Source organism: Streptomyces sp. NPDC047072 (assembly GCF_040643855.1).
Taxonomy (GTDB): Bacteria; Actinomycetota; Actinomycetes; order Streptomycetales; family Streptomycetaceae; genus Streptomyces.
Genome location: NZ_JBEYVC010000010.1, coordinates 20,044 through 46,075 on the forward strand (window position 1 = coordinate 20,044; position 26,032 = coordinate 46,075).

General features: G+C 72.0%; 27 protein-coding genes. 10 read left to right on the top strand and 17 right to left on the bottom strand.

Going from position 1 to position 26,032, the window contains the following annotated elements:
* Window positions 1–108: 108 nt before the first annotated feature.
* Window positions 109–501 carry a helix-turn-helix domain-containing protein gene (locus tag ABZ896_RS06690; protein ID WP_360922942.1) on the top strand — a complete coding sequence of 131 codons (393 nt, stop codon included), beginning with the start codon at window positions 109–111 and terminating at the stop codon, window positions 499–501.
* The gene (locus ABZ896_RS06695; protein ID WP_360922945.1) at window positions 498–707 is read left to right on the top strand and encodes a hypothetical protein; all 210 of its coding nucleotides are present in this window, start codon (window positions 498–500) and stop codon (window positions 705–707) included. The genes ABZ896_RS06690 and ABZ896_RS06695 overlap by 4 nt, the downstream gene beginning before the upstream one ends.
* Here the strand turns inward: ABZ896_RS06695 and ABZ896_RS06700 are convergent.
* The gene (locus ABZ896_RS06700) at window positions 683–2,215 is read right to left on the bottom strand and encodes a hypothetical protein (RefSeq protein ID WP_360922948.1); all 1,533 of its coding nucleotides are present in this window, start codon (window positions 2,213–2,215) and stop codon (window positions 683–685) included. The genes ABZ896_RS06695 and ABZ896_RS06700 overlap by 25 nt on opposite strands.
* Window positions 2,216–2,322: 107 nt before the next feature.
* Between ABZ896_RS06700 and ABZ896_RS06705 the strand changes: the two genes are divergently transcribed.
* The gene (locus ABZ896_RS06705) at window positions 2,323–3,051 is read left to right on the top strand and encodes an AAA family ATPase (protein WP_360923182.1); all 729 of its coding nucleotides are present in this window, start codon (window positions 2,323–2,325) and stop codon (window positions 3,049–3,051) included.
* A gap of 5 nt (window positions 3,052–3,056) precedes the next feature.
* Here the strand turns inward: ABZ896_RS06705 and ABZ896_RS06710 are convergent, their stop codons facing one another.
* Genes ABZ896_RS06710 through ABZ896_RS06720 form a run of 3 tightly spaced genes read right to left on the bottom strand, consistent with a single transcriptional unit; the run spans window position 3,057 to window position 5,696 of the window.
* Window positions 3,057–3,458, bottom strand: coding sequence for an ATP-binding protein (locus ABZ896_RS06710; RefSeq protein WP_360922951.1), 402 nt, complete (start codon window positions 3,456–3,458; stop codon window positions 3,057–3,059).
* Between the two features lie 10 nt (window positions 3,459–3,468).
* Window positions 3,469–4,203 carry a YwqG family protein gene (locus ABZ896_RS06715; protein WP_360922954.1) on the bottom strand — a complete coding sequence of 245 codons (735 nt, stop codon included), beginning with the start codon at window positions 4,201–4,203 and terminating at the stop codon, window positions 3,469–3,471.
* Between the two features lie 56 nt (window positions 4,204–4,259).
* Entirely contained in the window at window positions 4,260–5,696 is a 1,437-nt protein-coding gene (locus ABZ896_RS06720; protein WP_360922957.1) for an aminotransferase class V-fold PLP-dependent enzyme, read from the bottom strand.
* Window positions 5,697–5,801: 105 nt separating this feature from the next.
* Between ABZ896_RS06720 and ABZ896_RS06725 the strand changes: the two genes are divergently transcribed.
* The 3 genes from ABZ896_RS06725 to ABZ896_RS06735 all read left to right on the top strand — a co-directional run bounded on the left by ABZ896_RS06725 (window position 5,802) and on the right by ABZ896_RS06735 (window position 7,044).
* Entirely contained in the window at window positions 5,802–6,290 is a 489-nt protein-coding gene (locus ABZ896_RS06725) for an Lrp/AsnC family transcriptional regulator (protein WP_360922960.1), read from the top strand.
* Window positions 6,291–6,358: 68 nt separating this feature from the next.
* Entirely contained in the window at window positions 6,359–6,571 is a 213-nt protein-coding gene (locus ABZ896_RS06730; RefSeq protein ID WP_360922963.1) for a hypothetical protein, read from the top strand.
* A gap of 62 nt (window positions 6,572–6,633) precedes the next feature.
* The gene (locus ABZ896_RS06735) at window positions 6,634–7,044 is read left to right on the top strand and encodes a hypothetical protein (protein WP_360922966.1); all 411 of its coding nucleotides are present in this window, start codon (window positions 6,634–6,636) and stop codon (window positions 7,042–7,044) included.
* A gap of 69 nt (window positions 7,045–7,113) precedes the next feature.
* Here ABZ896_RS06735 and ABZ896_RS06740 read toward each other — a convergent pair whose 3' ends face one another.
* Window positions 7,114–7,290, bottom strand: coding sequence for a hypothetical protein (locus ABZ896_RS06740; RefSeq protein WP_360922969.1), 177 nt, complete (start codon window positions 7,288–7,290; stop codon window positions 7,114–7,116).
* A gap of 11 nt (window positions 7,291–7,301) precedes the next feature.
* Window positions 7,302–7,523: a hypothetical protein gene (locus ABZ896_RS06745; protein ID WP_360922972.1), complete on the bottom strand. Its 222-nt coding sequence runs from the start codon at window positions 7,521–7,523 to the stop codon at window positions 7,302–7,304.
* A gap of 190 nt (window positions 7,524–7,713) precedes the next feature.
* Here ABZ896_RS06745 and ABZ896_RS06750 point away from each other — a divergent pair, with 190 nt between their 5' ends.
* A complete protein-coding gene (locus ABZ896_RS06750) occupies window positions 7,714–8,268 on the top strand; it encodes an SMI1/KNR4 family protein (protein ID WP_360922974.1) in 555 nt (184 codons plus the stop codon).
* 37 nt (window positions 8,269–8,305) lie between these two features.
* On the opposite strand, the gene ABZ896_RS06755 is transcribed toward ABZ896_RS06750, so the two are convergent.
* The 6 genes from ABZ896_RS06755 to ABZ896_RS06780 form a co-directional block, all read right to left on the bottom strand.
* The gene (locus ABZ896_RS06755) at window positions 8,306–10,687 is read right to left on the bottom strand and encodes a BTAD domain-containing putative transcriptional regulator (protein ID WP_360922977.1); all 2,382 of its coding nucleotides are present in this window, start codon (window positions 10,685–10,687) and stop codon (window positions 8,306–8,308) included.
* A 104-nt stretch (window positions 10,688–10,791) separates the two neighbouring features.
* On the bottom strand, window positions 10,792–14,565 hold the full coding sequence (locus ABZ896_RS06760; RefSeq protein ID WP_360922980.1) for an FtsX-like permease family protein: 3,774 nt from the start codon (window positions 14,563–14,565) through the stop codon (window positions 10,792–10,794).
* Window positions 14,566–14,591: 26 nt separating this feature from the next.
* Window positions 14,592–15,371 carry an ABC transporter ATP-binding protein gene (locus tag ABZ896_RS06765; RefSeq protein WP_360922983.1) on the bottom strand — a complete coding sequence of 260 codons (780 nt, stop codon included), beginning with the start codon at window positions 15,369–15,371 and terminating at the stop codon, window positions 14,592–14,594.
* Window positions 15,372–15,400: 29 nt separating this feature from the next.
* Window positions 15,401–15,583, bottom strand: a complete 183-nt coding sequence (locus ABZ896_RS06770) for a hypothetical protein (RefSeq protein WP_360922985.1) — start codon at window positions 15,581–15,583, stop codon at window positions 15,401–15,403.
* 136 nt (window positions 15,584–15,719) lie between these two features.
* Entirely contained in the window at window positions 15,720–16,394 is a 675-nt protein-coding gene (locus ABZ896_RS06775; RefSeq protein ID WP_360922987.1) for a response regulator transcription factor, read from the bottom strand.
* Window positions 16,391–17,611, bottom strand: a complete 1,221-nt coding sequence (locus tag ABZ896_RS06780; RefSeq protein WP_360922989.1) for a sensor histidine kinase — start codon at window positions 17,609–17,611, stop codon at window positions 16,391–16,393. Before ABZ896_RS06780 ends, ABZ896_RS06775 begins: the two co-directional genes overlap by 4 nt.
* A gap of 169 nt (window positions 17,612–17,780) precedes the next feature.
* On the opposite strand from ABZ896_RS06780, the gene ABZ896_RS06785 reads away from it, so the two are divergent.
* On the top strand, window positions 17,781–18,569 hold the full coding sequence (locus tag ABZ896_RS06785; RefSeq protein WP_360922991.1) for an SGNH/GDSL hydrolase family protein: 789 nt from the start codon (window positions 17,781–17,783) through the stop codon (window positions 18,567–18,569).
* 7 nt (window positions 18,570–18,576) lie between these two features.
* Here the strand turns inward: ABZ896_RS06785 and ABZ896_RS06790 are convergent, their stop codons facing one another.
* The 3 genes from ABZ896_RS06790 to ABZ896_RS06800 form a co-directional block, all read right to left on the bottom strand.
* A complete protein-coding gene (locus ABZ896_RS06790; RefSeq protein ID WP_360922993.1) occupies window positions 18,577–19,785 on the bottom strand; it encodes a helix-turn-helix domain-containing protein in 1,209 nt (402 codons plus the stop codon).
* A 10-nt stretch (window positions 19,786–19,795) separates the two neighbouring features.
* Window positions 19,796–20,329: a 2,4'-dihydroxyacetophenone dioxygenase family protein gene (locus ABZ896_RS06795; RefSeq protein ID WP_360922995.1), complete on the bottom strand. Its 534-nt coding sequence runs from the start codon at window positions 20,327–20,329 to the stop codon at window positions 19,796–19,798.
* A gap of 144 nt (window positions 20,330–20,473) precedes the next feature.
* On the bottom strand, window positions 20,474–21,691 hold the full coding sequence (locus ABZ896_RS06800) for a cytochrome P450 (protein ID WP_360922997.1): 1,218 nt from the start codon (window positions 21,689–21,691) through the stop codon (window positions 20,474–20,476).
* A gap of 133 nt (window positions 21,692–21,824) precedes the next feature.
* On the opposite strand from ABZ896_RS06800, the gene ABZ896_RS06805 reads away from it, so the two are divergent.
* Window positions 21,825–23,282 (top strand): FAD-binding protein, encoded by a 1,458-nt coding sequence (locus tag ABZ896_RS06805; protein ID WP_360922999.1) that lies wholly within the window; start codon window positions 21,825–21,827, stop codon window positions 23,280–23,282.
* Between the two features lie 4 nt (window positions 23,283–23,286).
* On the opposite strand, the gene ABZ896_RS06810 is transcribed toward ABZ896_RS06805, so the two are convergent.
* Together ABZ896_RS06810 and ABZ896_RS06815 are read right to left on the bottom strand one after the other, a co-directional pair.
* Window positions 23,287–23,667, bottom strand: a complete 381-nt coding sequence (locus ABZ896_RS06810; protein WP_360923001.1) for a VOC family protein — start codon at window positions 23,665–23,667, stop codon at window positions 23,287–23,289.
* Window positions 23,606–24,625, bottom strand: a complete 1,020-nt coding sequence (locus ABZ896_RS06815; RefSeq protein WP_360923004.1) for an AraC family transcriptional regulator — start codon at window positions 24,623–24,625, stop codon at window positions 23,606–23,608. Before ABZ896_RS06815 ends, ABZ896_RS06810 begins: the two co-directional genes overlap by 62 nt.
* 85 nt (window positions 24,626–24,710) lie before the next feature.
* Between ABZ896_RS06815 and ABZ896_RS06820 the strand changes: the two genes are divergently transcribed.
* Entirely contained in the window at window positions 24,711–25,631 is a 921-nt protein-coding gene (locus ABZ896_RS06820; protein WP_360923006.1) for an MBL fold metallo-hydrolase, read from the top strand.
* Window positions 25,632–26,032 lie beyond the last annotated feature (401 nt).

Here is a 26,032-nt window from a genome sequence, read left to right on the forward strand (position 1 = left end):
GCTCCAGGGGTCCGTCGAGGCTGCCGCGGTCTCCGGCAGATACGGACTAACCGTAGGAGAGTATGCTCCGACCTGGAAGAACGCACTTCTCCGTGAGAGAGGCACCTCGTGGTAACCGAGCATCCCGCCCGTGATCCGGCCGACGCGGATCTCACCCGCGCCGACTCGCTGGCCCGGGAGATCTTCGCGGGCGTGGCCAACAAGTGGGCGCTGCTGCTCATCAACGTCCTGGCCGACCGCACCCTGCGCTTCACCGAGTTGCAGACGCGGGTCGGCGGCATCAGCCACAAGATGCTGTCCCAGACACTGCGGCACCTCGAACGGGACGGCCTGGTCGACCGGACCGTCCATCCGGAGGTGCCGCCACGCGTCGAGTACCGGCTCACCGAGGCCGGCCAGGCCCTGCGCGCCACGGTCAACGGCATGTGCACCTGGACCCGCACCTACCTGGACCACATCGAGCGGTCCCGACACCGCTTCGACTCCGCCCGCGCGAGGTGACGCGGCCGAAGCCGCCCGAGCCGTCCGCTCAGGCCCTGGCGCAGTGCCTCGTCCACCGCGTCGACGGCCTGCTCCAGCCCGTGGAAGTCTGCGGCATACGTCCCTCCCCGACGGCCCGACAGCGCACCATCACCATGCGCCCGCTGCCGGGCCGGACACAAGAACGGGCCCTGTACGGCGGTCAGTTCACGGCGTACGCGTTGTAGACCGTGGTCGTCGCGGTGTCGCCGTGGGTGTCGGTGACCGTGGAGCGCAGGCCGACACGGCCGGCCGCGGCCGGGTTGTGGACGGTGGTGGTCCACTTGCCGGCGGAGAGCTTCGCGGTGACCGCGTGCCAGTGGGCGCCGCCGTCCGTGGTGTACCAGGCGCGCACGGACTTCACGGCGTCCGACAGCCGGCCCACCGTGCCGTCGCCGGTGCCGGTGCGCTGCATGCCGAGCGTGACCGTCGTGGCCGAGCCGGCGGCCACCTGGTTCCTGCCGTTCAGCGGGGCGGGCGAGAAGCGGGTGATGTAGTCCCGGACCTGCTGGTTCTTGGCCGGGTCGGCGTAGAAGCGCAGGGCGAGCGAGGACGAGGTCGACAGCGAACCGGACGGCAGGCTGCGGTGGCCGGTCTCGGTGAGCGTGTACCAACCCGCGGAGGGGATCCGCGGATGGGCGTCGACGTCGTCGCCGGTGCCGTAGCTGCGCGAGTACAGCGTCTTGCCCGCGTGCGTCAACTTCACGCTGCCGCTGGCCAGTTCGCCGCCGTCCGGCAGGGTCGAGTCGGCGAAGAGGTTGACCGACGGGAAGTACAGCTGGTGGTACCAGGTGTACGGCAGCCGCCCGCCCGGGCCCCAGACCGCCCGACCGACGGTCAGTGAAGTCGTCCTGCCCGCGCCGTAGTTGTGGAAGCCGTCGTAGACGAAGTCGTGGGCCTGCTGGCCGACCTGCCACTGGCCGGCCGGGAGGTGCACGGCGAAGGAGCCGGGCAACTGCCGCTCGAACTGCAGGGTGTTCGTGGACATCGCGCAGTCGTCGTCGCCCGTGGACTGGTTGTCGAACGAGAACCTCGCCTGTCCGCTGTCGGGGCCCGAACGCGCGGACACCTTCAGGGTGGTCAGCCCGGCCTGCTTCAGCGTCGCGGACACCCCGGACGGCACCCCGCCCCGGTGGGTGGCGGACGCCAGCCAGAAGCTCCCGCCGGTCTGCGCCTGCGGCTGGTAGACGGTCGCGTACGACAGCTCGTACGCCTTGTTGCTCGACGGGATGACGTACAGCTGACCGGCGTCCGTGGAGATCCCCATCTGGGCGGGGCTGTTGTCGGTGGTGCAGACGTACGCGCTGACCGTGTGGTCGTACCCGCTGCCCGGACTCGGACTGAGGGAGACCTTGACCGGGTGGCCCTGGCGGGCGTCGAACGTGGTCTTCGTGGCGCCGGAGACCTTCACGCTGTGGCCGCCGACCGTGCCGGCCTCGTCGCCGCCGTCGACGAACGACGTGGCCAGCTCGTAGCTGCCGTCGGGCAGCGAGACCGCCTTGTTGCTGTCGATGTAGCGGAAGTCGGACGTCTTGGTGTTGTACACCGCCACCTGCGCGTACACGGGCTTCCCGGCCCGGTCCAGCGTCCTGACGGTGAGCGACCCTGTGGTCGCGGCGGATGCCGTGGCGGCACCGGCCAGTATCAGCGGGACGAGCACGGTCACGACGCTCGCGGCCGCAGTGGTTCTTCGCATCAAACCCCCCAAAGGTGCAGGCCAGCAGCGAATCACCGAGCCGGGTGAGAAGCCCGCTTCCCTTACCGACCTCTCACCGACACCTCACCGGCGACACTGGTCGGGTGATCGTCGAACGCGCGTATGTCCCTCGCTCCTCCTCCTTTTCCTCAGATGAGGGCGAGGGCGAGGACACCTGGCCCTGGTCGGTGCCCTGCGTCCGGCAACTGCTCGACGAGGGGCTGCGCTTCACCGCGCCGGTCACCTTCCTGGTCGGTGAGAACGGCTCGGGGAAGTCGACCCTGGCCGAGGCGCTCGCCGAGGGCTTCGGTCTGGACTCCTACGGCGGCTCGCACGACTGGCGGTACGCCTCGCCGCGCGCCAAGTCGGTGCTCGGTGAGCGGATGCGGTTCGAGGCGGGTGCGGGCGGGCGCCGTATGCTCACGAGCTGGTCGGCCCGCAAGGGGTTCTTCCTCCGGGCGGAGACCGCGCTCGACGCGCTGGGCCGGGAGGGGTTCTCGCCGGGCTCGGTCAGCCACGGCGAGGGCTTTCTCGCGGCGTTCCGCGGGAAGTTCCTGCACGCCGGGCTCTACGTCCTCGACGAGCCGGAGGCGGCGCTCTCCTTCTCCTCGTGTCTCGAACTGGTCGCGCACCTCGACCAGTTGGCGCGGCGGGGCGGTCAGGTCGTCTGCGCCACGCACTCACCGCTGCTGACCGCCCTGCCGGGCGCGGACATCGTCGAGGTCGGCGAGCACGGTATGCGGAGGGTCGACTGGCGGGAGCTGGCGATCGTGGACCACTGGCGGCGGTATCTCGCCGAACCGGACGTGTATCTCCGGCACATCGTGGAGCCGTAGCGGACTCAGCGCTTGACGGACTCCGCGATCAGCTCGGCCGCCTCGGCGGGGGTGCGGTGGGTGGTGTCGACGACCTCGGCCGCGTCGTGCAGCCAGGCGCGAGACGCCTCGGCGTAGGGCTCCAGGTATTTCAGGCGGAACCAGGAGTCGGGGCCCACGACGGTGTCGCCGGCGATGCGGGCGCGGAGCGTGTCCTGGTCGGCGTGGAGGACGAAGTGCCGTACGGGAATGGCGTGTTGGTCCAGGCCCGCGCTGATCTCGCGCCAGTACTCCTCGACCAGGACGGTCATGAGCGTCTCGCTGACCTTCTCGGCGTCGAACACCCGGGAATCCGGAAGGAGTTGCCGCACCAGCGCACTGGTCGTCGTCTTGCCCGCGCCGTGGGTGCCGTTGATCCACACGATCATGGGCCCGATGCTAGGTCATGTCGTAGGCGGCCCGGGCCTCGGAGAAGCGGGCGGCCGCCAGGTCCTCGCGGCGGATGATCCAGTACGCGACGCCCAGGTCGCCCTCGATCAGGGGCTCGCCGCCGATCTCCGCGAGCAGCAGCCAGTCGCCCGGGCCGTGGTCGTGGTCCGTGACGGGGTTCCAGTTCCAGACCCAGGGGTAGCCGCCGAGCTGCACCGCGGAGTACCCCTGGATCTTGCCGCTGGTCTCCCACCACACCGAGCCCAGCTCCATGCCGTGCGGGAACTCCTCGGTGTCCGAGCCGCGGTTGGGGAGCGAGGGCGCGACCCGCAGATACAGGTCGGACGCCGGGTGGACCTCCGGCGGCCACTCGCCGTCCGGCGCGCGCTCGGAGACGGGGGTGCCGGCCGGGACGTAGACGAGCCGGTGCCAGTCGTCCTCCCCCCACGGGTCCTCCGTGTCCGCGAAGAAGAGCAGGGTGCCGTCCTTCGGCAGCGGGAGGTCCGTCAGGCCCTGCGGGATCGCCGCGAGGTCGATCGCGGCGAGGAACGGCAGTTCCGGGACGGGCTCGCCCTCGGGCAGCGGCGGCAGTCCGCCGATGCGTCCGACGACCGGCCACTCGGGCGCCTTCCGGTCGGGGTCCAGCATCCCGCAGGGGCGGACGGTGTCGAGCCACCGCTCCACCTCGTCCTCCGGTAAGTCACGGCTGCGGGCTTCGGCACGGAACAGATCCATCGAACTCATGCGCGGAGTATGCCAGTTGGGACTGACACCCCGGCCGAGGCGAGTCCCGCGGGTCGTCACGTGGCGGTGTCGCGCCCGGCCTCCGAGGTGATGATCTTCAGGGCCTCGGCGATGCGGTCGTGGTGGGTGCGGTGGGAGACCACGCAGACGCGCAGGGTGTAGCGGTCGTCGACGACCGTGCTGGAGAGCACGACGCGCCGGTGGCCGTTGATCCGCTCCAGCAGCCGGCGGCTCGCCTCGTCGGCCCGCTCGGCGGCGGCCGGGCTGTCGTCGGCGGGGCGGACGCGGAAGATCACGGTGGACAGGTCAGGGCGCTGCGGGACCTCCAGCTCCGCGACGCCGGACAGCGTGTCGTGGACGTGTTCGGCCAGGTCGAGCTTCTCGTCCAGGGCCTCGCGGAAGGCGTCCACGCCGTGCAGGTGCAGGGGGAGCCAGGCCCGTAGACCCCGGATCTCGTGGGTCAGTTCCGGCCCGAGGTGCGCGGAGTCCGGGACGCCGGTGGCGGCCATGTCCTGGAGGTAGCTGCCGGTGCCCTCGTGCGCGGCGTGCAGGGCGGCGAGGTCGCGGACGACCAGGGCGCCGGTGCCGAAGGGCAGGAACAGGGTCTTGTGCGGGTCGAGGGTGATCGAGTCGGCCTCCTCGAAACCGGCGAGGCGGTCCCTGCCGCGTGCGGTGAGCCGGAAGAAGCCTCCGTAGGCCGCGTCGATGTGGAACCACACGCCCTCGCGGCGGGCCAGGGCCGCCAGTTCGGGCAGCGGGTCGATGGTGCCGGTGTCGGTGGTGCCTGCGCTGGCCACCAGCAGGAACGGCCGCAGACCGGCTTCCCGGTCGGCGCGGATCATCGCGGCGGCGGCTTCCGGGTCCATCCGCAGGTCGGGGATGTGCGGGACGGTGCGTATGCGGGTGGCCGGGATGCCGGCGAGGCGGGCGGCCTTGGTGACGGAGTGGTGGGCGAAGGCGGTGGTGTAGACGGTGCCGCCGGTCAGGTCGTCGCCGAGCCGGTGGTGGCGGGCGGCGACCGTCGCGGAGAACGTGGCGATCGAGCCGCCGCTGGTCAGCAGTCCGCCGCTGCCCTCCGGGAGGCCGCACACCTCGCGGGCCATCCAGCGGACCACGCTCTCCTCCAGGGCCGCGAGCGCCGGGGCGACCGAGGCGAGGCCGCCGTAGCGGTTGACGGCGCGGGTGTAGAACTCGGCGAGCGCGGCGGAGTACAGACCGCCGCCCGGGACGTACGCCAGGTGGCCGGGGCCGGCCGTCTCCAGCGCGCAGTCGGCGGCCTCGTCCAGGCGGGCGAGCAGGGCGTGGAGGCCGCCGCCGTGGGCGGGCGGGGGCGCGAGGAAGGACTCCACCAGCTCGGCCTCGGCCTGTGGGGACAGGGGGCTGGTCGCGGGGCGGGCCGCGAGGTTGTCGGTGCGGTCGACGACACGGTCCAGGACGAGACGGCCCATCTCCGTCATGGCGGAGCGGTCGGGTTCCAGGGGGAAGGGGTGCATGAGGCAAGATTGCGCCGCCGACCCCGGCACGCGATGGCGTAGTGAGCGCGGCTACGGCGCCGTAGCGCAGGATTGTTCGTCGTTGTGGCCGCTACGCTGCATTTCATGCCACGCCCCCTGTACGACCGTATCGACCGGGCGATCCTGGACCATCTCCAGCGCCACGGACGCACCCCCAACGTCGACCTCGCCGAGGCCGTACGGCTGTCGCCCTCGTCCTGTCTGCGCCGCACCAAGGCGCTGGAGGAGGACGGGGTGCTCGCCGGTTACCGGGCCGACCTCGACCGGGAGCGCCTCGGTCTCGGGCTGACGGTGTTCCTCTCCCTCAAGGTCGAGCACTCCCGTACGACCTCGGCGGTGGTCGAGGAGGCGCTCAAGGCGATCGGCCACGTGGTCGCCTGCCATGTGGTCTCCGGCGACGCCGACTTCTTCGTCGAACTGGCCGTGCCGGACCTGAGGACCTTCGAGAAGGTCCTCACCGACCAGATCCTGGCCATCGGCGTCGTACGCGACGCCCGCAGCACGTTCTGCATCCGCACGGTCGTCGACCGCGGGCCCCTCCCGCTCACCTCGTGGCCCGCCCATGGCCGATAAAATCGAACACATGATTGAATCTGGGTATGCGAGGTGCGGAGTCGTACGGGGCGGATGATGCTGAAGGGGTGGCCGGGCCGATTCGGGTGATCGTGCATCCGCCGTCTCCTTCGGGTGGGCGACGGGTGCGGGTGGACGGGGAGATTCTGGGGCTGGCCCATCATGTGGGCGATGTCGCCGAGTTTCTCCGGCGGGCCGGTCTGGAGATCGATCCCTCGGAGGTCGCGGACGCGCCGTGGATCGACTGGCGGGGGGTCGGGCCGGAGCGGTGGGGACCGTAGAGCGGAGCGGTGGGGCCGTAGTGCCGGAACCGTGGCCGGGGTGATCGGCGTCGTGGCAGGGCATGAGCAACGTCGAGTCGGGGCGCTTCGGGTGCCTTCCCTGGGTCGCCGCGTGGTTCTCCGGGGGAGCCGTGGCGCATGCCGCCTGGCAGCTGACCGCCTGGGCGCGCTGGTACTGCGACGCGGGTTACGAGGCCGGCGGCCGCCTCGAACTCAACGTCCTGCTTCCGCTGACCGCGCTGGCCGGGGGCTGCGCGGGACTCGCGGCACTGGCGCTGGGGCGGGCGGTGGCGCAACCCGCCCCGAAGGCCGTACGCGTCCTGCTGCCACCGGTGTCGGTGCTCGTCGTCACCGTCCTGCTCGGCTGGTGGTTCTTCGCCACCGTCGGCACCCTGGACGACTACCCCGGCGACTCCGGCCGCTGCCCCACCACGAACATCCCGCCGCGGTGGCCGGCGTGGATACCGGCGTAGGGGGTGTGCGGCGGATGAGGCCGGTGCGTCGTCGCCCGCCTCACCGTCGGCCGGTCCGCCGGGCAGGCGTTACGCGGCTTCGGGGTGTTGGGGAGTCTCGGTGTCGAAGTCCTCGGAGTCCGGGAAGTCCGGGGCCTGGAAGGGGTTGGTCGCCGGCGGCGGGGACACCGCGGTCGAGTTGTGGGGCTGTCCTTCCAGAGCGGAGAACAGCGGGGTGGTGGTGATGGGAGGTCTGCCTTTCGTCACAGGTCCCTGGACTACAGCTTGGTCATCTTGGAGTACGGGCTCAGGATCCGCATCTGTGCCGAGCCGAAGTCGACGAGGGCCGCGATGCCGTCCTCGATGCCGATGACCCGGCCGAGTCCGTACACGTCGTGCGTGACCTGGTCGTCCATGGCGAAGTGTTTCGGAGCCGGTGCGACCGGGGCCTTGAAGGGGCTGGTCGGCAGATGACGCTTCGGTGCAGCGGGCTTGGTCATGGCTCAGTATGGCCCCCCGCGGCCCCCGCTTGCTGTGGCCATCGGCACAGAACCACGCCAGAACCGCTGCCCCACCCGGCTGACCTGCGGCTTTCAAGACACGACCCGCCGAAAAACAACCACAGCACGGAGTTCTGGTGTATCGGGAAATACCCGCCCCTTGCGGTTCGGCCGGGTGTTCGCCGCGTACATGACCGACGACTCGCAGCAACGTCGGTGGGCCGGCGTGCGGGCCTGGGAAGCCGCCCATGGCGTCGAACTGCCGGAGCCCTACCGGTCGTTCGTCGCGGAGGTCTCCGACGGCTCGCCCGCGGGCTCGTCCCTGGCGCACCGGCTCCTTCCGCTGGGCGGGCTGCCCGACGACTGGCAGACCTGGGAGGCGGACTGCTGGTTCAGCCCCGAACCGCTCGACAGAACGGCCGCCCGCAGATTCAGTGAGCCGTTTCCGCTGGAGGAGGAGTGGCAGTGGGAGTACGGCTACTACGACCACGACGAGCACTCACCGCTGCTCCACGGCGTCTACCGGGACGGATCGGTCCTCCTGGGCGGCAACCGTGACGGCGAGTTCTGGGTGCTCGTGGTCACCGGGGCTCAGCGCGGCCGGGTCTGGTGGCTGGGCGACGGGTGTGCGGCTCCGTATGCCGACGCGGGGGAGGAAGGCGGGATCGAGGCCGACTTCGTGCGCTGGTTCGAGGAGTGGCAGGGCGGCCGGGGGTGGTGGGCCGAGCACGCTCGTGGGGGGTAGGGCGTCGATGGACGCGCACACCGGTCGTGCGGGGGTGTCAGAGGCTGCGGAGGTGTTTGCGGGGGAGGGGGGTCTGGTGGGGCGGGGTGGGGGGTGGGGTGAGGTCGGCCGCGTGGAGGTGGTGGGCCACGCGGGTCGTGTCCACGGTGTCGCGGGAGGCGAGTTCGCGGGCCAGGGCCGCGTGGCGGAGCTGGCGGGCGGACGGGGTCTGGGTGCACAGGACGACGTCGCGGGAGAGCGCGGGGAGGCGGTAGCGGGGTCTGCCGCCGGTGTCGGGGTCGGTGTCCCAGACCAGGATGCGGGCGGTCACCGCCGCGTCTATCAGGGGGAGCAGCTCGTCCGGGGTGAGCCCCTGCACGGCGGCCAGGAGCGAGAGGTCCAGCCACTCGCCGTCCGCGGCGGCGTACGTGAGCATCGTGCGGGCCTGGTCCGGGAGTTCGAGCAGACGGGCGCGGAGGAGGTTGCGGAGCGCGGCCGGTACCTGGGCGCGGGGGCCGACGCGCCGGACCGGCGGCAGCTTCAGCAGCTCCGCCAGGGCGAAGGGGTGGCCCTCCGCACGGCGGTGCAGCGCGGCCGCGGTCTCCTGTGGGGCGTCCTCGCCGCTCGCGGTGAGGAGTTCCGCCACGTCGTCGACGGTCAGCGGCTCCAGCGTCAGCCAGGTCGCGCCCAGCAGCGCGAGGTCGCCGAGCAGTGCGCTGGAGTCCGGGGCGTCGGAGTCGCGCAGGGCGCACACGAAGACGACCGGGCCCTCCCGCAGGATCGCCGCGAGGCGCCGCAGCAGCTGGTGGAAGCCCTGCGGGGCCTGGTCGAGGTCGTCGATCACCACGAGCGTCGGGGCCTGGGTCAGCTCGTGGACGATCGTGGCAAGCGGGTCCTGCCGCGCCGTCTCGTCCGCCGCGGAGTCCTTGCCGTCCTGCCGCAGCGCGTCCAGGAGCTGGACGGTGGGACAGGTCTGGGAGATACCGCGGTTGCCGCTGAGCGCCTGGCCGGCGCGGGTGCGGGCGACCGTGAAGCCGGCGGCCAGGGCGCGGGCGGACAGCTCCTCCACGAGCCGGGTCTTGCCGGATCCCTGCTCGCCGCCGATCACCGACCACAGGGGGCGGCCGGTTGCCGCGGCCGGCAACAGCGCGGTCAGCTGCGCCATTTCGTCGCCCCGGCCCACGAAGGGTGTACGGGCGAACGGTCCCGGCACCGGGTGCGCGCAGGCGGCGGGGCCGCGGCTCTGCTGGGGGATGGTGACGGGGCCGACGGCGTGGAGCGCGACACCGGGCCCCACCGCGTCGGCGAGGGAGGGGGCCGCGACCGTCGTACCCGAGGAGGCGGCCGGAGACGTCGCGGGGGCCGCCGTATCGAGGGACACGGAGGCTCCCGGGGTTGCCGTACCCGAAGACGCTCCCGGAGCCGCCGTACCCGAAGACGCTCCCGGGCCGGCATTCGCGAGAGGCCCTCCCGAGCCGGCACCCGCGAGAGGCCCTCCCGAGCCGGTCGCCCCGGAGGCCGCCGCCGGACCGGTCGCCTCGAGAGGCGCTCCCGAGCCCGTCGTGGCGAAGGACTCTTCCGCGGCCGCCGGGGCGAAAGCCGTGCCGAAAGGCCCCGCGGCGCCCGCCACTCCCAGCGCCGCGCCCGTCACCGCCGTGCCGAGGATCGTCACGTCGTGGCGGAGGATCGCCGTGTGGAGGTCCCTGAGTTGGGGGCTGGGGTCCAGGCCGAGTTCCGTGGCCAGCATGTCGCGGAAGCGCTCGTACTCCTGGAGCGCCTCCACCGTCCGGCCCGCCGCGTACAGGGCGCGCATCAGCAGCGCCCAGGTCGTCTCCCGCAGCGGCGCCTGGAGGACGAGGCCCTCGGCGATGTCGATCGCCAGGTCCGTCTCGCCCTGCTGGACGAGGATCGCGCCCTGCAACTCCTTCGCGGCCTGGAACGCGCCGTCCAGCCGGGTGCGTTCGCGGATCGCGAAGCCGTGCTCGGCGGCCTCGGCGAGGGGCTCGCCGCGCCAGAGCGCGAGGGCCGCCTCGACCTCCTGCCGGGCGGTCTGGAGCCGGCGGCCCCGCAGGGCCTCGCGGGCGCGGGCGACGTACTCGTCGAAGCGCGTGGTGTCCCGGGCCGCGCGGTCCACCTTCAGCGCGTACCCGGCGGAGCTGCTGACGAGCAGGGCGGAGCGGCCCTGGAGAGCGGGGTCGAGCGCCGAGCGGAGCCGGCTGATGTGGGCGCGCACCGAGGAGGCCGCGCCAGTCGGCCGGTCCGTGGGCCACAGGTCCTGCAGCAGGGTCTCCTGGGAGACGGGGCGGCCGTCCTCGATGAGCAGCCTCAGCAGCAGCAGCCGGCGCTGCCGCGGGCCCAGGTCGAGCGGGACGTCGTCCCTCAGTACTTCGACGGGGCCCAGTACGCCGAAGCGCAGCTCCTGTCCGTGACGTGAGTGCACGTGGTCGGACCTTCCTGGGGGTCGTTCGGTCACGCGGTCGAGCAATGGCTCATTGTTCGATCGCTCTCCGGACAAAGCTCGACGGCGCACCGGCACCAGATGGTTCATTCGACGCCTCCCAGCGCGCTCATCGGGGTGACGCGCGTGGCCCGGCGGGCGGGCAGCAGCCCGGCGAGCGCGGTCAGGGCGGTCAGGGCGGCGCACACCAGCAGGAGGGTGCCCGCGGGCAGCGGCAGGGGCCCGTCGGCGACGGCCGTCCGCACGAGGAGCCAGGCGTACGGGACGCCGAGCGCGAGCCCGAGGACGCCGCCGAGGACGCCGTACAGAGCGGCCTCCAGGGTGATCGTCCCGAGCAGTGCGCCGCGGCCCAGGCCCAGGGCGCGCAACAGGCCGAACTCCCGGGTGCGTTCGATCGAGGTGAGGCTGGTGGTGGCGGCGACGCCGACCACGGCGATCAGGACGGTCAGGGCGACGAGGCCGAGGGCGATGGTGCGCATCGTGCCGATCATCGCCGTGTCGCCGACCCTGTTGTCCGCGAGGACGGTGATCTCGAGGTCGCCCGCCTTCTCCTCGACGGCGTTTCTGTGGACGATCTTCTCCAGCGCGTTCTGCGCCGTGCCGACCGAGTCCACCGCGTCGGCGTAGAGGCCGCTCGCGGCGCGCGGGGCGCCCATCCGGTCGAGGTCGGCGGGGGCGACGAGCACGTCCGCCTGGCCGGGGCCGCTGCCGGACAGCGTGCGGGCGACGGTCAACTCGGCGCCCTGCAGGGTGAATCGGTCCCCCGTGCTCAGACCGATGATGTCGGCCGCGTCGGCGGAGACGATCGCGCGTCCCGGGGCGAGGCCCGCGGTGTCGATGCTCCGGGCCCCGGGCAGGGCGGCCGGGTTCAGGTCCGACACCTCCAACTCCCGCAGGGTGGACTTGACTTGAAGCGTACGGAAGGTGGTGACGTGGGCGAGCTGCGGTGCGGCGGACAACTCCCGTACGACGTCGGCGCCCAGGCCCCTCTCGTCGGCCGTGACCCGGAAGTCGGCGGGCGAGGTGATGGCGTTGTTCCGCTCCAACTGGGCCTGGAGACTGGCCAGTCCAACCAGGGCGCCGGAGACCAGCGCGGCGCCGAGGGCGACGACCACGGAGACGGCCGCGGCCCGGCGCGGGGCACCGCCCACCCCGCCGACGGCCAGCTTTCCGGTGGCGCACATCCGGCGCAGCGGCCAGCCGGCGACGGTGAGGACCGGGCGGACCAGGAGCGGGCCCAGCGCGATGAGCGCGAGGAAGGCGAGGGTCGCGGAGGCGACGAGGACCAGCATCGCCAGGTCGCGGTCGCCCCCGCCGGCCAGGGCGGCCAGGCCCACGGCCCCGGCGGCGAACAGCGCGCCGGTGGCGAGCCGGACGGTCCCGATCCGGCGCTCACCGGTGACGGTGCTCGCGGTGCGCAGCGCCTGGAGCGGGGAGGTCCGGGCCGCCGACAGCGCGGGGGCGAGGACCGCGCCCACGGTCACCACGATCGTCCCTACGACGACCAGCAGGGCGTACGTCAACGGGGAGCCCGGCGCGGACAGTTGCTCGCCGGTCAGGAGGCGGGCGGCCGACGGGGCGAGGTGGCCGGCGGCCAGCGCGAGAAGCACGCCGAGCGAGCCGGCGACCAGACCGACGAGGGCGCCCTCCGCGGCGAGCGCGGTGGCCAGGCGGGTCTGGGAGGCGCCGATGGCACGCAACAGCGCGAGTTGCCGCAGGCGTTGGGCGAAGACGATCCGGAAGGTCGAGGTGGCGACCAGGGCGGCGGCCATGACGGCGACGGCCAGGAACACCGAGATCAGGCGGAAGAGGTCGGCGATGTCACCGTTCAGGACCTCGTGCGCCTCGTCGGTGCGGGTCTGCGCGCCGGTGCGCAGGGTGGTGGCGGTGCCGAGGGCGGCCTGTACGTTCTTCTCCAACTCCCCTTGGTCCTCACCGGAGTCGGCGCGGATGTCGACGCGCTCGTAGCCGGGGAGTTCCGCGAAGTGGGCGATGCGGGTGTCGGTCGTGTACGCGCTCGCCTGCTGCTCGCCGGTCGCGGTGCTGCGGACGATCGCGGTGACCTGTACGGGGAGTTCGACCGTCTTCTCGGGGTTGTTCGGGTCGGCGCTCACAAGGGTGGTGCGGGAGCCGGGGGTCAGTCCCAGCTCCTCTGCGGCCCTTTTGTTGACGGCCAGTTCGCCGGTGCGGGTGGGGTAGGCGCCCTCGACCAGGCGGATCTGGGAGAGCGGGCCGGTGCCGGGGTCGGAGCGCAGGGCGAGCCAGTGCTCGAAGGGGCCCGCGACCGTGGCGCCGGTGTCGACCCGTCCTACGGCCTCGGCGACGCCGGGGATCTGTCGGAGACGGGTGAGCTGCGCGGGGGTGATCGCGGAGTCGTCGTTCGTCGCGACCAGGGTCACGGACTCGGGGGTGCCGCGGAAGTGGTCGAGGGTGGTGCGGGTGGTGATCTCCTGCGCCATCACGGCGGCGAACACGACGAACGCGGCGACGAGGAGGGAGAGGCCGGTGGCCACCAACCTCCCGGGCCGACGCAGCAGTTCAGCCAACTGAGACCCGAACAGGGTGGCCCGCCAGGGGGTGCCCCCGCCCGGCCGGGGGACACCTCCACCCGGCCACGGGAAGCCCCCGCCCGGCCGGGAAGAGACACCGGCCGGACGGGAGGGGGGACCGACCGGGCGGGGAGGGGTGTCGGTTGCGGGGGAGGACGTGTTGGTTGGGCGGGGGTGGGTGTCGGGTGAGTGGGGAGGGGTGCCGGTCGGCTGGGGGAGGGTGTCGGCTTGGTCGGGAGAGGTGTCGGCTGGGTGAGGTGGGGTGTCGGCGGATCGGAGGGTGAGGCGGGATCGGCGGGGGGAGGAGTTGGGCGAGCGGGGGGCGAGGCGGGCCGGGCGGGTGGGGATGCCGATGGCTCGGGGGGCCGCGGTGACCAATCGCTGCCAGATGCACGCCGGGTGGGCCGGGTTGTTCAGCTGGTACGGCTTGGTGTCGGCGAGGCGCGAGGCAGTGCTTTTCGAGTACGAACCCGCACGCGCCGACCGGTCGTTGCCGGGGGCGGGGCTGGGGCCAGTGCCGGGGCCAGGGCCGGTGGCCGCGCCGGTCGGCAAGCCGCCGCTGATGCCGGTCCCTGTGCTGGAGCTGGAGCTGGAGCTGGAGCTGGAGCCGTTGCCGTTGCCGTTGCCGATGCCGATGCCGGTTCCTGTGCCGGAGTCGGGGCCGGGGCCGGGGCCGGTGGCCGCGCCGGTCGGCAAGCCGCCGCTGATGCCGGTTCCTGTGCTGGAGCTGGAGCCGATGCCGGTGCCGGTTCCTGTGCCGGAGCCGGAGCCGGAGTTGGGGTCGGTGCCCTTGCTCGTTGGGCCGTTTTCGCTTGTGCTCATCGCGAGGCCTCCGCTGATGCCGGTGCTGACACCGTTGTCCGTGGCCGTCGGCCGGTTCCTGCCCGTGCTCCTGCTCATCGGCAGGCCCCCGCTGATCCCGGTGCCCGTGGCCTGCGGCCGGTTGCCGCTCACGCCCGCGCTCGTCCGCCGACCGCCACTGATCCCCGTACCGCCACCAAAACCGCCACCGAATCCGGCGCGGTCACCGTTCCCGGAACGGAAGCCGCCACCGCTGATCGCACCGGAACCGCCACCGACCCCGGCGCCGAAGCCGAACCCGGCGCGGTCACCGTTCTCGGCGCGGAAGCCGCCACCGCTGATCGCACCGGAACCGCCACCGACCCCGGCGCCGAAGCCGAACCCGGCGCGGTCACCGTTTCCGGCGCGGAAGCCGCCACCGCTGATCGCACCGGAACCGCCACCGATCCCGCTACCGAAGCCGGTGCGGCCGGTGCCGCTGACGCCACCGATCCCGCCCCCGGAGCCCATCCACCCACCCCCGCCGATCCCCCCGTTCACCGAGCGGACCCCCCGACCGCCCGCAGCATGCGGGGGGCGTTCGGCTCGGCTGTCGTGGCGACGTCGTTGATGATGCGGCCGTCGGTGAGGGTCAGGACGCGGTCGGCGTAGGCCGCGGCGTGGGGGTCGTGCGTGACCATCACCACCGTCTGGCCGAGGTCGTTCGCGGCGCGGCGCAGGATGTCGAGGACCTCCGCACCGGACCGGGAGTCGAGGTTGCCGGTGGGTTCGTCGGCGAAGAGCACGGAGGGCCGGGCGAGCAGTGCCCGCGCCACGGCGACCCGCTGCTGCTGGCCCCCGGAGAGCTCGGCCGGCCGGTGGGACATCCGGTCCCCGATGCCCAGCGCCCCCACGAGGTGGTCGAGCAGGAAGCGGTCGTAGGGCCGCCCGGCCATCGTCGCGGGCAGCACGATGTTCTCCAGCGCCGTCAGCTGGGGCAGCAGGTTGAAGGACTGGAAGACGAAGCCGACCTTCTCCCGCCGGACCCGGGTCAGCCGCCGGTCGGACAGGCCCGTCAGCTCCGTACCGCCGAGGACGACCCGGCCCGAGGTGGGCGAGTCGAGACCGGCGAGGCAGTGCATCAGCGTCGACTTGCCCGAGCCCGAGGGCCCGGTGATCGCGGTGAAGCGGCCGGGGGCGAAGTCGACGCTCACCCCGTCCAGGGCCCTGACCTGCGTGCCGCCCTGCCGGTAGACCTTGACCAGGTCGACGGCGGCGGTGCGGCGACCGGCGGTCTCCTCGACCCCGGTGCGGGCCGCCCAGATGATCGTAGCCATGAGACTCATCTCCTCGATTCGGCGGCGCGTCAGGACGCGTGGGACGGGAGACGGAGGGTGACCTCGGCCGCGGCCCGGGGGGCGTGGCCGGAGGTGTTGCTCTTCTGCCACCAGTAACTGGCCCCGACCGCCACGGTCGTCGAAAGGAGGAGCACGATCACGGCGAGCAGAATTGCCTTCTCGTAGCGTCCGGGCAGGGCAGACTCAGCCATTACGGCCTCCGGGAATTTCCGTCCGGCGCTTTTCGCCGTCGGTACGAGGAAATTCTCCGAGTCGGGGCGCCCCGGCACATCAACCCCGGACCAGATCTGTACGCCGCCCCTGTGCCACCCGGGTTAGAGGCCCGGACTACGACCGTGGTCGTACGAGCCCGGTGTCGTAGGCGAAGATCACGGCCTGGACGCGGTCCCGCAGATCCAGTTTGGCGAGGATTTTTCCGAAATGGGTTTTGACCGTGCCTTCCGCGATGAAGAGCCGGTCGGCGATCTCGCTGTTGGACAGGCCCTCGGCGATCAGCCCGAGCACCTCGCGCTCGCGGCCGGTGAGCAGGTCGAGCCGTTCGTCCTGGTGGGCGGTGGGGGCGAGCCGGCCCGCGAAGCGGTCCAGGAGCTGGCGGGTGACGCGCGGGGCGACGACGGACTCGCCGGCCGCCACCACCCGGATCGCCGCCACGACCTCCTCGGGCGGGGTGTTCTTCAGCAGGAAGCCGCTGGCCCCGGCCTGGAGCGCGGCGAAGGCGTCCTCGTCGGTGTCGAAGGTGGTGAGCACCAGCACCCGGGGCGAGTCGGGCCGCCGGCCGAGTTCGCGGGTCGCCTCCACGCCGTCCAGGACGGGCATCCGGATGTCCATGATGACGACGTCGGCCCGGGTGCGGGCGAGCAGCGCGAGCGCCTCCGCGCCGTTCTCCGCCTCGCCCACGACCTCGATGTCGGGCTGCGCGGCCAGCACCATCGCGAACCCGGCCCGGATCAGCGGCTGGTCGTCCACCACGACCACCCGGACCGTCCCGCTCGACTCACTCATTCCGCCGTCCTCACCTGGGGCTTCCCGACCGGGAGCTCCGCCTCGACCTGCCATCCCGCGCCCAGGCGCGGACCGGCGGTGAACCGCCCGCCGGACACCTCCACCCGTTCCCGCATGCCCACCAGTCCGTTGCCGCCGCTGACCCGCTCCTTCGCCGGGGTGTGGGCCAGCCGGCCGGCCCCGTCGTCGAGCACCCGCAGCAGCACCCGGCCGGTGCCGAACCGCAGGTCGATGCCGACCTGGGCGCCGGGCCCGGCGTGCCGCAGCACGTTGGTCAGGCTCTCCTGGACGACCCGCAGTACGGTCTGCGCGTCCGCCGTGGACAGCCTGCTCCGGTCGCCCTTGATGGACAGCTCCACGTCCAGGCCCGCGGCCCGCGCCCGCTCGGCGACCGTCTCCAGGTCGGCCAGGGAGAGCCGGCGGCGGCCGGTCTCGGTCTCCTCGTGGAAGGAGCTGCGGCTGCCGCGCAGCACGCGCACGATCCGGTTCATGTCCGCGAGCGCGTCCCGGCCGGTGTCGCCGATCGCCTTCAGTGCCGAACTCGCCTTGTCCGGGTCCGACTTGAGGGCGTACCCGGCGCCGTCCGCCTGGAGGATCATCACCGCGAGGCTGTGCGCCACCACGTCGTGCAGCTCCCGGGCGATCTCCGCGCGCTCCTCGGCGCGGGCCAGCTCCACCAGGTGCTCGCGCTCGCGTTCGGCGGTGGCGGCCCGGGCCTCCAGGCTCGCCACGTACAGTCTGCGGGTGCGCAGCACCACGGCGGTCAGCCACAGCGCCGCGCACAGACCGGCGACCGCGCCGAACTCGACGGGGTCCGCGTCCCAGGAGCGGTTGCCGAAGGGGTCGGCCCCGCCGAAGGCGGCGGTCACACCGACCAGGACGGCCGCGCCGGCCGCGTAGGCGTGCCACATCGGCCGGGCGTGGGTGACCACGGAGACCATCGCGATCAGTACGGCGATGTCGTACCCGGCCGGGACGCTGGCCAGCATCGCGTGGGGCACCACCGAGAGCAGGTACTGGGCCAGCGCGAGCCCGCAGATCACGCCCATCATCGTCAGCGGGCGGTGGCGGCGGCAGAGCAGGGACGCGCCCATCGCCCAGCCGATGAGGAGGTCGTAGTCCAGGGGGTTCCGCACGGCGAGCCCGCACACGAGCAGGGCGAGAGCGATGTCGTACGCCGTGTGGACCCACGGCAGATCCGGTATCCGGCGCAGCATGGCGAACAGGTTACGGCACGGGAGAGGGCCGTATTCCGGTGGCTTCCGGCGTCCTTGAAGAGAATTCAATTCCGGCAACAGGCCGACAATTCCGCGACAACACGGCGGAGTTGTTTCGCAACAGCGCCCCAGTACGCTCGCGTCACTCTTCCTAATCCAGAGGGAACACATGCGTAAATTCACGTCGGCCGTCGTCAGCGCCGTGGTGGCGTTCGCCGGTCTCACACTGGCGACCGCCACCCCCGCCCAGGCGCTGTCCGGAGGGGAGTACGTGGCCCTCGGCGACTCGTACGCCTCCGGGGTCGGTGCCGGTTCCTACGACCCGGCCAGCGGTGACTGCAAGCGCAGCACGCTCAACTACGCGCACCAGTGGGCGGCCAAGCACCCCAAGTTCACGCTCAAGGACGTCAGTTGCAGCGGCGCGACCATCGCGGACGTGCGCAACAACCAGCTGTCCGCGCTGAGTTCGAACACCAAGCTCGTGACGCTCACGGTGGGCGGCAACGACGCGCAGTTCACGTCGGTGGTCAAGGGCTGCCTGCAGGAGAGCGACAGCTACTGCCGGACGGCCACCTCCTGGATGTCGTACTACGCCAAGAACCAGCTGGTGGACGAACTGGCCTCGCTCTACCGCGACATCCACGCGAAGGCCCCCAACGCCGTTGTCTGGACCTTCGGTTACCCGCAGGCGCTGTCCACCTCCTGCTCGTACCTCAGCTCCGCCAAGATCGGCTACATGAACGGCTTCGCCGACGCCCTCGCGGAGGGCGCCGGCGCCGCCGCGGTCAAGGGTGCCGTCTACAACATCGACGTGCGCTCGGCGTTCAAGGGGCACGGTGCCTGCGGCTCCGACCCGTGGATCAACGACATCACCGGCGACATCACCGAGGTCTACCACCCCAACCTCACCGGCTACACCCAGGGTTACGCGGCCGCGTTCCCGTACGTGGCCCCCTGATCCGTCCCTAGATCCCCCGCACCCCCGGGTCCCCCGCCCGGGGGTGCGGGCGTGTCTCGCCGGGGGTGCGGCCGTAGCGGGCGCGGAAGACCCGGGTGAAGTGGGCCTGGCTCGCGAAGCCCCAGTGGTGGGCGATCTCCGCGACGGTTCGCCCGCGTCCCGCCGGGTCGGTGAGCTGGTCATACGCCTGGGTGAGGCGCCGGTCGAGGATGTGCCGGGCCGGGGTGGTGCCGCTCGGCGCGAAGAGCCGGCCGAGATGCCGGGTGGAGACGCCGAGCGCCTCGGCGACGCGGTCCAGGGCGAGGCGGGGGTCGGTCAGGTGCCGGTCGATGTAGTGGTGGGCCAGGGCGAGCCGGGCGGGGGCGGTCGCGGGGCCGGCCGTGGGGGTGCGGTCGTCGCCGGTGCGGGGGGCGATCAGGGTGCGGATCAGGTCCAGCACGGTGGCCTCGGTCGCGGCCGGGTCGTCTGCGGTGGGGGCGGGATCGTCGCCGGTGCGGATGGGGTGGGCGTCGGTGTGGATCGGGTGGGCGTCGATATGGGTCGGGTGGGCGTCGGTGTGGCCTGTGGTCCAGCGGGTCAGCACGGACTCCAGGGCGGCCAGGGCCATCGGGGCGGCCAGGGTCGGTGAGGCTCCGGGGGGCGCCAGGGCTTTCGGGGCACCCGGCACTCTCGGTACTCCCGGCACTCCCGGCGCTCCTGGCGCACCCGGTACTCCCCGCGTTCCCGGCGTCCCTGGCGTTTTCAGGCCCGTCGCCCCTCGCTCGAACAGCAGCGGTGTGCGCAGGTCGCCGGGGACGCACCGCTCCGCGAAGGTCTCGCGGGGGATGTCCACCAGCAGCTTGCGCATGGCCGAGGGGAAGCCGAAGAGGTACGGCCCGCGGGTGTCGTAGAGGACCGCGTCGCCCGCCCGGAGGGTGAGGCAGCCGCCCTCGTGGAAGAAGACCGCCTGTCCCGCGGTCAGCAGGCTCACGAACACCGAGTCCTTCGGCAGCTCCCGGCAGGCGCGCGGGGTGCGCTCGATGACGTGCTCGTTGCCGGAGATCCCGGCCAGCCGCAGTCCGCCCAGCCGGTGGTTCGTCTGGGCGGCCAGCAGCCCGTCGGGGGAGTACGAGGAGCAGGTCAGACCGACCAGCGCCCGCCGGTTGTACTCCTCCCAGAAGGCGATCCGGTCCTCGCGGTCGACGGACCGGGTGGACACGTGGGAGACGAGGGTCACCCCTCGGAAGCTACCGGAACAGCGAGTCGACGTAATCGGTTCCGATGCCGTTCTTCTCGTAGTGCGCGCGGCACATCGCGATGTAGTCGTGGACGTCGAAGAAGCCGTCCGGCTCGCCGTTCTCGTCCAGCCAGATCAGCGGGCCCTTGACGATGAAGAACGCCTTCATCGGCTCGTCGCTCTCGTACGCCACCAGCGTGTGCCCCTCGCCGGGCGCCTCGTAGACGAAGTCACCGGCGTGCGCGGTCCAAGGGCGTTCCAGATAGCCCCACTTGCCGGAGATCGTGTACGCGAAGACCTCGTGCGGGTGGTAGTGCCGGTTGACCAGGCCCGCCTCCTTGGCGCGCAGGATGTCGGCCCAGGAGTTGTCCTTGACGTTGATCCACAGGGGGCGGGAGCCGACGGTCTCGGTGAACGGGACGTAGTAGCGGTCGTCGTCGGTGGCCACCTGGGAGAGGTAGACCTCGGGGAGGGCGTCCGGCTTGAGGGAGTTCTGGATCGGCTTGAGGTTCTTCCAGAACTCGTTGCCTGCGGCTTCGGGCATGGTCGGCTCCGTGGGTGGGCGATCGGATGCCGGGCAGTTCACCGCGGGCGGGGTGGGCGAGGCTTCCCCGTGGCGGACGTCGCCGTTTGCCCATTCGGGACGTCGGGTTGCCTTTGTCGGGAGCCCCGCCCTTCGCGCCGGGGCCTACCAGGTCACCGGGAGTTCGTAGACGCCGTAGACGATGCCGTCGTCCTTGAACGGGATCTTGTCGAGGCCGGTGGCCAGGCGCAGGGTGGGGACGCGGCGCAAGAGGGTGCCGTAGACCACCTGGAGTTCCAGGCGCGCGAGTTGCTGGCCCAGGCACTGGTGGATGCCGAAGCCGAAGGCCATGTGGCGGCGGGCGTCCCGGTGGACGTCGAGCCGATCGGGGTCGGGGAAGACGTCGTCCTGCCAGTTGCCGGTGGCGGCCGCGATGATCACGCCCTCGCCCGCCCGGACCAACTGGCCGCCGATCTCCAGGTCTTCGAGGGCGAGGCGGCGCTGGCCGGTGTGGACGATGGTGAGATAGCGCAGCATCTCCTCCGCCGCGCTCGCGAGGACCTTCGGGTCGTCGGTGTCGCGGACGATCGCGAGCTGGTCGGGGTGTTCCAGGAACGCCAGGGTCCCCAGCGCGATCATGTTGGCGGTCGTCTCGTGTCCGGCGCCGAGCAGCAACTGGCCGAGCATGGTGGCTTCCAGGCGGCTGAGGTCGCCGTCCCGCATCCGTACGGCGAAGTCGGTGAGCAGGTCGTCGGCCGGCTCCGCGAGCTTCTTGTCGAGCTGTTCGCCGAGGTACGCGAAGAGCGCGCCGGCGGCGGCCCGCGCCTCCTCGGAGGTCACGTCCCGGCGCAGTGACACCTTGCTCTTGCTCTGGAAGAAGTCGTGGTCCTCGTACGGCACTCCGAGCATCTCGCAGATCACCAGCGAGGGCAGCGGCAGCGCGAGCGCCTCCACCAGGTCGACCGGGTTGGGGCCCGCGAGCATCGCGTCGATCAGATCGTCGGTCATGCGCTGGATCGCGGGGCGCAGGGACTCGATCCGCTTGACCGTGAAGGGGCCGGTGACCATCCGGCGGATGCGCGCGTGGTCGGGGTCGTCCATGTTGAGGAACGACGGCGGGGTCGTGGAGGTGGTGTCCCGGAAGGCCTCGGTGTGGTACGGGAAGCCGTCCCTGGTGGTGTCGACGCTGAGTCGCTGGTCGCCGAAGAGGGCGCGCTGGTCCTCGTACCGGGTGACCAGCCAGGGTGTACTGCCGTCCCAGAGACGGACTTTGGAGACGGGGTCCTCGGCGTGCAGCCGCATCATCTCCCGGGGCGGGGCGAAGGGGCAGCCGGCCTCGCGGGGCATGGGGAAGTCGGGGAGCATGTCGGTGGAAAGGGTCATGGCGGCACTCCTCGGGGTGGGGGGTCCGGAGTTGCTGCCGTCATGTAAGCGCAGGGACCTGACAGTTGACCGTCAGAAGCCTGACGGTGACTTGCTCCGGCGAATATCTCTCTGTCTGTCACGGGAGGCGTTCATGTCCCAACAGCCGTCCAGACGTGCCGCGTTGCGCGGACTCGCCGTCGCGGGAGCGGTGGTCGCCGGGTTCGATCCGGGCACCCGGAGTTGGGCGGTGTCCGGGGACCGTCCCTTCGCCGGTGTGCCCGATCTCGACGGTACGTTGCTGACGGACCCGGCGTCCCGGGCCGCCGTCGCCGACGACTACGGCCACATCGTGCACCGTACGCCCGCCGCGGTGCTGCGTCCCGGGTCCGTGTCGGACGTCGTCGCGATGGTGCGGTTCTGCAACCGGCACGGCATCGAGGTCGCCCCGCGCGGCCAGGGCCACACCACCCTGGGCCAGGCGCAGTTGGCGGGCGGCCTGGTCGTCGAGACGGAGCCGCTGGCGGCCGTCGGCGCGGTGGACACGGTCCGTTCGACGGTGACGGTGGGCGGCGGCGCCCGCTGGAGTAACGTGGCCAAGGCCACTCTGGCCGATGGCCTGACCCCGCCGGTCTTCACCGACTACCTCGAACTCTCCGTCGGCGGCACGCTGTCCGCGGGCGGCATCGGCGGCCAGGCGCACCGATACGGCGCCCAGGTCGACAACGTCGTGGCGCTCGAAGTCGTCACGGGGGCGGGGGAGTTGGTGCACTGTTCCCCGCGCCGGCACGCCGACCTCTTCCGGGCGGTCCTCTCCGGACTCGGCCAGTGCGCGATCATCGTCGGTGCCACGTTGCGGCTGGTTCCGGCGCCTTCGACCGTACGGCACTACGTGCTGCCGTACGCCGATCTGCGCACGTACCTGGAGGACCAGCGGGTCCTCGCCGAGGACGAACGGTTCGACTACGTCGAGGGCCAGGTCACGGCGGACGCGGCCGGGGTCTTCGGGGAGGGCTTCGTCGAGGCGGTCGCGTACGGGAATCCGGTGGACGACGGGCGTCTGCTGCACGGCCTGCGGTACGACCCGGCGGGCGCGCGGATCACCGACCTCCCGTACTACGACTTCCTCGACCGCATCGCGCCCGCGGTGGCCCAGTTGAAGGAATCGGGGCTGTGGTACTGGGCCCACCCGTGGCTCAACCTCCTTCTCCCCGGCGCCCGGACGGAGGAGATCGCCACGGAGATCCTCTCCTCCCTCACCCCGGACGACCTCGGCCCCGGCCTGGTCCTCCTCTACCCGCTGCGCCGCGAACGCCTCACCGCCGCACCGCTGTTGAGGGTTCCGGATGACCCGGTCCCGTACCTCTTCGCGATCCTGCGCACGACCCCGCCGGATGACACGGCGAAGATCGAGCGCCTCCTGACGGCGAACCGCGAGGCGTACGACTTGGCGCTATCGGCGGGCGGCCACCGCTATCCGATCGACTCCCTCTCCTTCACGGTCTCGGACTGGCGGCGCCATTTCGGGCCGGTGTGGGGGGAGTTGGCGGCGGCGCGGCATCGGTACGACCCTCGGGGCGTGCTGGGCGCGGGGCAGGGGATCTTCATCTGACCGTTCAGGTGCGCACCCAGAGGCAGAACGGGTGCCCGGCCGGGTCGAGATGGACCCGTACGTCGTCCTGGGCCTGGTGGCCGGCGAGCGTGGCGCCCGCGGCGACCGCGTGGGCCGAGGCGCTGTCGAGGTCGTCGACCTCGATCTCCAGGTGGATCATCATCTGCTGCTCACCCGGCCGGGCGGGCCACACGGGTCTGACGTAGGAGGCCTCGGTCTGGAACGACAACCCGGGCCCGCCGTCAGTGGACTTGAGCTTCACCCAGTCGTCCTCCCGGGCCTCGACGTCCCATCCGAGAAGCCGTTGGTAGAAGGCGGCGAGTTCATGCGCGTCGGGGGCGTCGAGGCAGATGGTGGAGAGGGTCAGGCGGGGTGGGTGCGCCATGGCGGCTCCTGGGGGTGGTCGGGGCGGTCGGGGTGGTCCGATGGTGGTCGGATCGTTCGGCGGCCTGGACTCGGTACCGGCCCGGCGTGGTCCCGAACTCCCTCTGGAACGCGTGCGAGAGGGCGTACGGGCTGCCGTAGCCGACGCGTTCGGCGATGGCGGCGAGGGTGTTCGGGGTGTCGCGGAGCAGGGTCGCGGCGAGGATCAGGCGCCACCACGTGAGGTACGCCATCGGCGGGCGGCCGACCAGCGTGGTGAACCGGCGCGCCAGGGTGGGGCGGGAGACACCGGCCTCCGACGCGAGGCGCTCGATGGTCCAGGGCGCGGCCGGGTCCGTGTGCAGCGCCCGCAGCGCCGCGGCCGTCACCGGGTCGCCCAGTACGCGCGGCCAGGCTCCGGTGGTGGCCTCGGTCATCCAGGAGCGGATCATGTAGACGAGGAGCAGGTCGAGGAGGTTCGGCAGCGCGATGCCGGCGCCGGGGCGCCGCTGGTCCAGCTCACCCGCCAACAGGTCGATCGCGGCGCGGAGTTCGAGGTGGGTGCCGACTCGGCTGGGCAGGTGGACGACCTCGGGCAGCTCCGTCATGAGCGGGTGGATGCGGCTGCAGTCGAGGCGGTACTTGCCGCAGAGCAACTCCGTCTCGTCGGGGCCGAGTTGGGGGCCGGGGTCTGCCGGTTCCCGCCACCGGTCGAACGGCAGCGCCCTGTCGGTCGCCTCGACGGGCGCGTCGGCGAGGACGTGGCCCGTGCCGTGCGGGAGCAGTACCGCGTCGCCGACGCCGAGGGACACCGGGGCGCCGCGGTCGGGCTTCAGCCAGCACCGCCCCTTCAGGACGACGTGGAAGCCGGCGCCGTCGTACGGCTCCAGCCGCACGCTCCAACTCCCGCCGCCCCGCACTCGCCGGGACGAGGGGTGTCCGAGTCGTACGGCGGAGATCGCGTCGCTCACCACATCCATCCGCACAGGGTATGAGACGGACACGTATCTGGATGATTCTGTTGGGCATTGAGGAGATCTTTTCGGGTTTCCTAAGGTCGAGCCCATGGTCAATGAGAACGAACGAGTTCAGCGCCTCATGCTGGGCGATGTCGAGGTCGTCCGGCTCGTCGAGTGGCACGCCCCGTTCGCGCCGGTGTCCGGCATGTTCCCGGACGTCGCCGCCGAGGTGTGGAAGGACAACGAGGACTGGCTGGTGCCGGACCACTGGGAACCGGTGACCGGTCTGGCGGTGCTGGCGCTCCAGACGTGGGTGCTGCGCAGTGGCGGGCGGACGGTGCTGGTCGACACCGGGGTGGGCAACGGCCGTGAACGGCCCGGCATGGAGCCCTTCCACCAACGGCACGGTGACTTCCTCGACTTGCTGGCGAGGGCCGGCATCCGTCCCGAGGACGTCGACGTCGTGGTCAACACCCACCTGCACGCCGACCACGTCGGCTGGAACACGGTGGACGCGGACGGGGAGTGGGTGCCGACGTTCCCGCGGGCGCGGTACCTGATTCCGGCGGCCGACGACTTCCACTACGGCCCGTCCGGTTCGTACGGGAACGGTCTTCAGGAGGTCGACCGCCTGATCTACGAGGACAGCGTCGCGCCCGTTCACCGGGCCGGGCAGTCCGTGCTGTGGGACGGCCATCACCGCATCGACGACCACCTGGTGCTGGAATCCGCCCCCGGCCACACCCCTGGCTCGTCCGTCCTGCGCCTCGCCTCCGGCACCGAGCGCGCGGTCTTCGTCGGGGACCTGCTGCACAGCCCGGTCCAGATCCTGGATCCGTGCTGCAACAGCGCGGCCTGTCTGGCGCCGGAGCAGGCGGCGGCGAGTAGGCGCCGGGTTCTCGAACGGGCTTGTGACGAAAGGGAGTTGCTTATCCCCGCGCACTTCGGCGGTTCGGGTGTGGTGGAAGTCCGGCGGGAGGGTGGGGGGTTCGGGCTCGGGGGCTGGATGACAGCCGGACGCGGTTGACCGGAGACTGGACGTGGTTGACTGGCGATTGGACGTGGTTGGCCGACCGCCGGACGTGGTTGACGGAGTTCTCGGGCGACGGCAGGATGAGCGACTGCGTGGCCTACGCCGAACCTCCCGCGACCGTCCCCGGCACGGTCTCCCAGTGGAGGCAAAGGGACCAGCGTCTCAGGCCGTTGTCGCAGCCCGATCGCCTCGGGCGGGGTTGCCGGGGAGCGTCGCTCAGGGCGTGGAAGGCCGCGATCCGCGATGACAGCCCGTAGGAACTTCAAGCGCCAGGTACGTGAACGCGCCGCCAAGACCGGCGAGTCCTATACGTCCGCCCTCCGGCACTTCCGTCCGACTCCCTTAGGAGACGTCATGCCGGAAGCGGGACATGCCAGGAGCGTACGGCTCGCCGT

Excerpts from the sequence above, each read along its gene's own strand:
- ABZ896_RS06700 (WP_360922948.1), bottom strand. The coding sequence starts at position 2,215 with ATGCGAAGAACCACTGCGGCCGCGAGCGTCGTGACCGTGCTCGTCCCG.
- ABZ896_RS06710 (WP_360922951.1), bottom strand. The coding sequence starts at position 3,458 with ATGATCGTGTGGATCAACGGCACCCACGGCGCGGGCAAGACGACGACC.
- ABZ896_RS06715 (WP_360922954.1), bottom strand. The coding sequence starts at position 4,203 with ATGAGTTCGATGGATCTGTTCCGTGCCGAAGCCCGCAGCCGTGACTTA.
- ABZ896_RS06720 (WP_360922957.1), bottom strand. The coding sequence starts at position 5,696 with ATGCACCCCTTCCCCCTGGAACCCGACCGCTCCGCCATGACGGAGATG.
- ABZ896_RS06725 (WP_360922960.1), top strand. The coding sequence starts at position 5,802 with ATGCCACGCCCCCTGTACGACCGTATCGACCGGGCGATCCTGGACCAT.
- ABZ896_RS06735 (WP_360922966.1), top strand. The coding sequence starts at position 6,634 with ATGAGCAACGTCGAGTCGGGGCGCTTCGGGTGCCTTCCCTGGGTCGCC.
- ABZ896_RS06745 (WP_360922972.1), bottom strand. The coding sequence starts at position 7,523 with ATGACCAAGCCCGCTGCACCGAAGCGTCATCTGCCGACCAGCCCCTTC.
- ABZ896_RS06750 (WP_360922974.1), top strand. The coding sequence starts at position 7,714 with ATGACCGACGACTCGCAGCAACGTCGGTGGGCCGGCGTGCGGGCCTGG.
- ABZ896_RS06760 (WP_360922980.1), bottom strand. The coding sequence starts at position 14,565 with ATGGGCTCCGGGGGCGGGATCGGTGGCGTCAGCGGCACCGGCCGCACC.
- ABZ896_RS06765 (WP_360922983.1), bottom strand. The coding sequence starts at position 15,371 with ATGGCTACGATCATCTGGGCGGCCCGCACCGGGGTCGAGGAGACCGCC.
- ABZ896_RS06770 (WP_360922985.1), bottom strand. The coding sequence starts at position 15,583 with ATGGCTGAGTCTGCCCTGCCCGGACGCTACGAGAAGGCAATTCTGCTC.
- ABZ896_RS06775 (WP_360922987.1), bottom strand. The coding sequence starts at position 16,394 with ATGAGTGAGTCGAGCGGGACGGTCCGGGTGGTCGTGGTGGACGACCAG.
- ABZ896_RS06780 (WP_360922989.1), bottom strand. The coding sequence starts at position 17,611 with ATGCTGCGCCGGATACCGGATCTGCCGTGGGTCCACACGGCGTACGAC.
- ABZ896_RS06785 (WP_360922991.1), top strand. The coding sequence starts at position 17,781 with ATGCGTAAATTCACGTCGGCCGTCGTCAGCGCCGTGGTGGCGTTCGCC.
- ABZ896_RS06795 (WP_360922995.1), bottom strand. The coding sequence starts at position 20,329 with ATGCCCGAAGCCGCAGGCAACGAGTTCTGGAAGAACCTCAAGCCGATC.
- ABZ896_RS06800 (WP_360922997.1), bottom strand. The coding sequence starts at position 21,691 with ATGACCCTTTCCACCGACATGCTCCCCGACTTCCCCATGCCCCGCGAG.
- ABZ896_RS06805 (WP_360922999.1), top strand. The coding sequence starts at position 21,825 with ATGTCCCAACAGCCGTCCAGACGTGCCGCGTTGCGCGGACTCGCCGTC.
- ABZ896_RS06810 (WP_360923001.1), bottom strand. The coding sequence starts at position 23,667 with ATGGCGCACCCACCCCGCCTGACCCTCTCCACCATCTGCCTCGACGCC.
- ABZ896_RS06815 (WP_360923004.1), bottom strand. The coding sequence starts at position 24,625 with ATGGATGTGGTGAGCGACGCGATCTCCGCCGTACGACTCGGACACCCC.
- ABZ896_RS06820 (WP_360923006.1), top strand. The coding sequence starts at position 24,711 with ATGGTCAATGAGAACGAACGAGTTCAGCGCCTCATGCTGGGCGATGTC.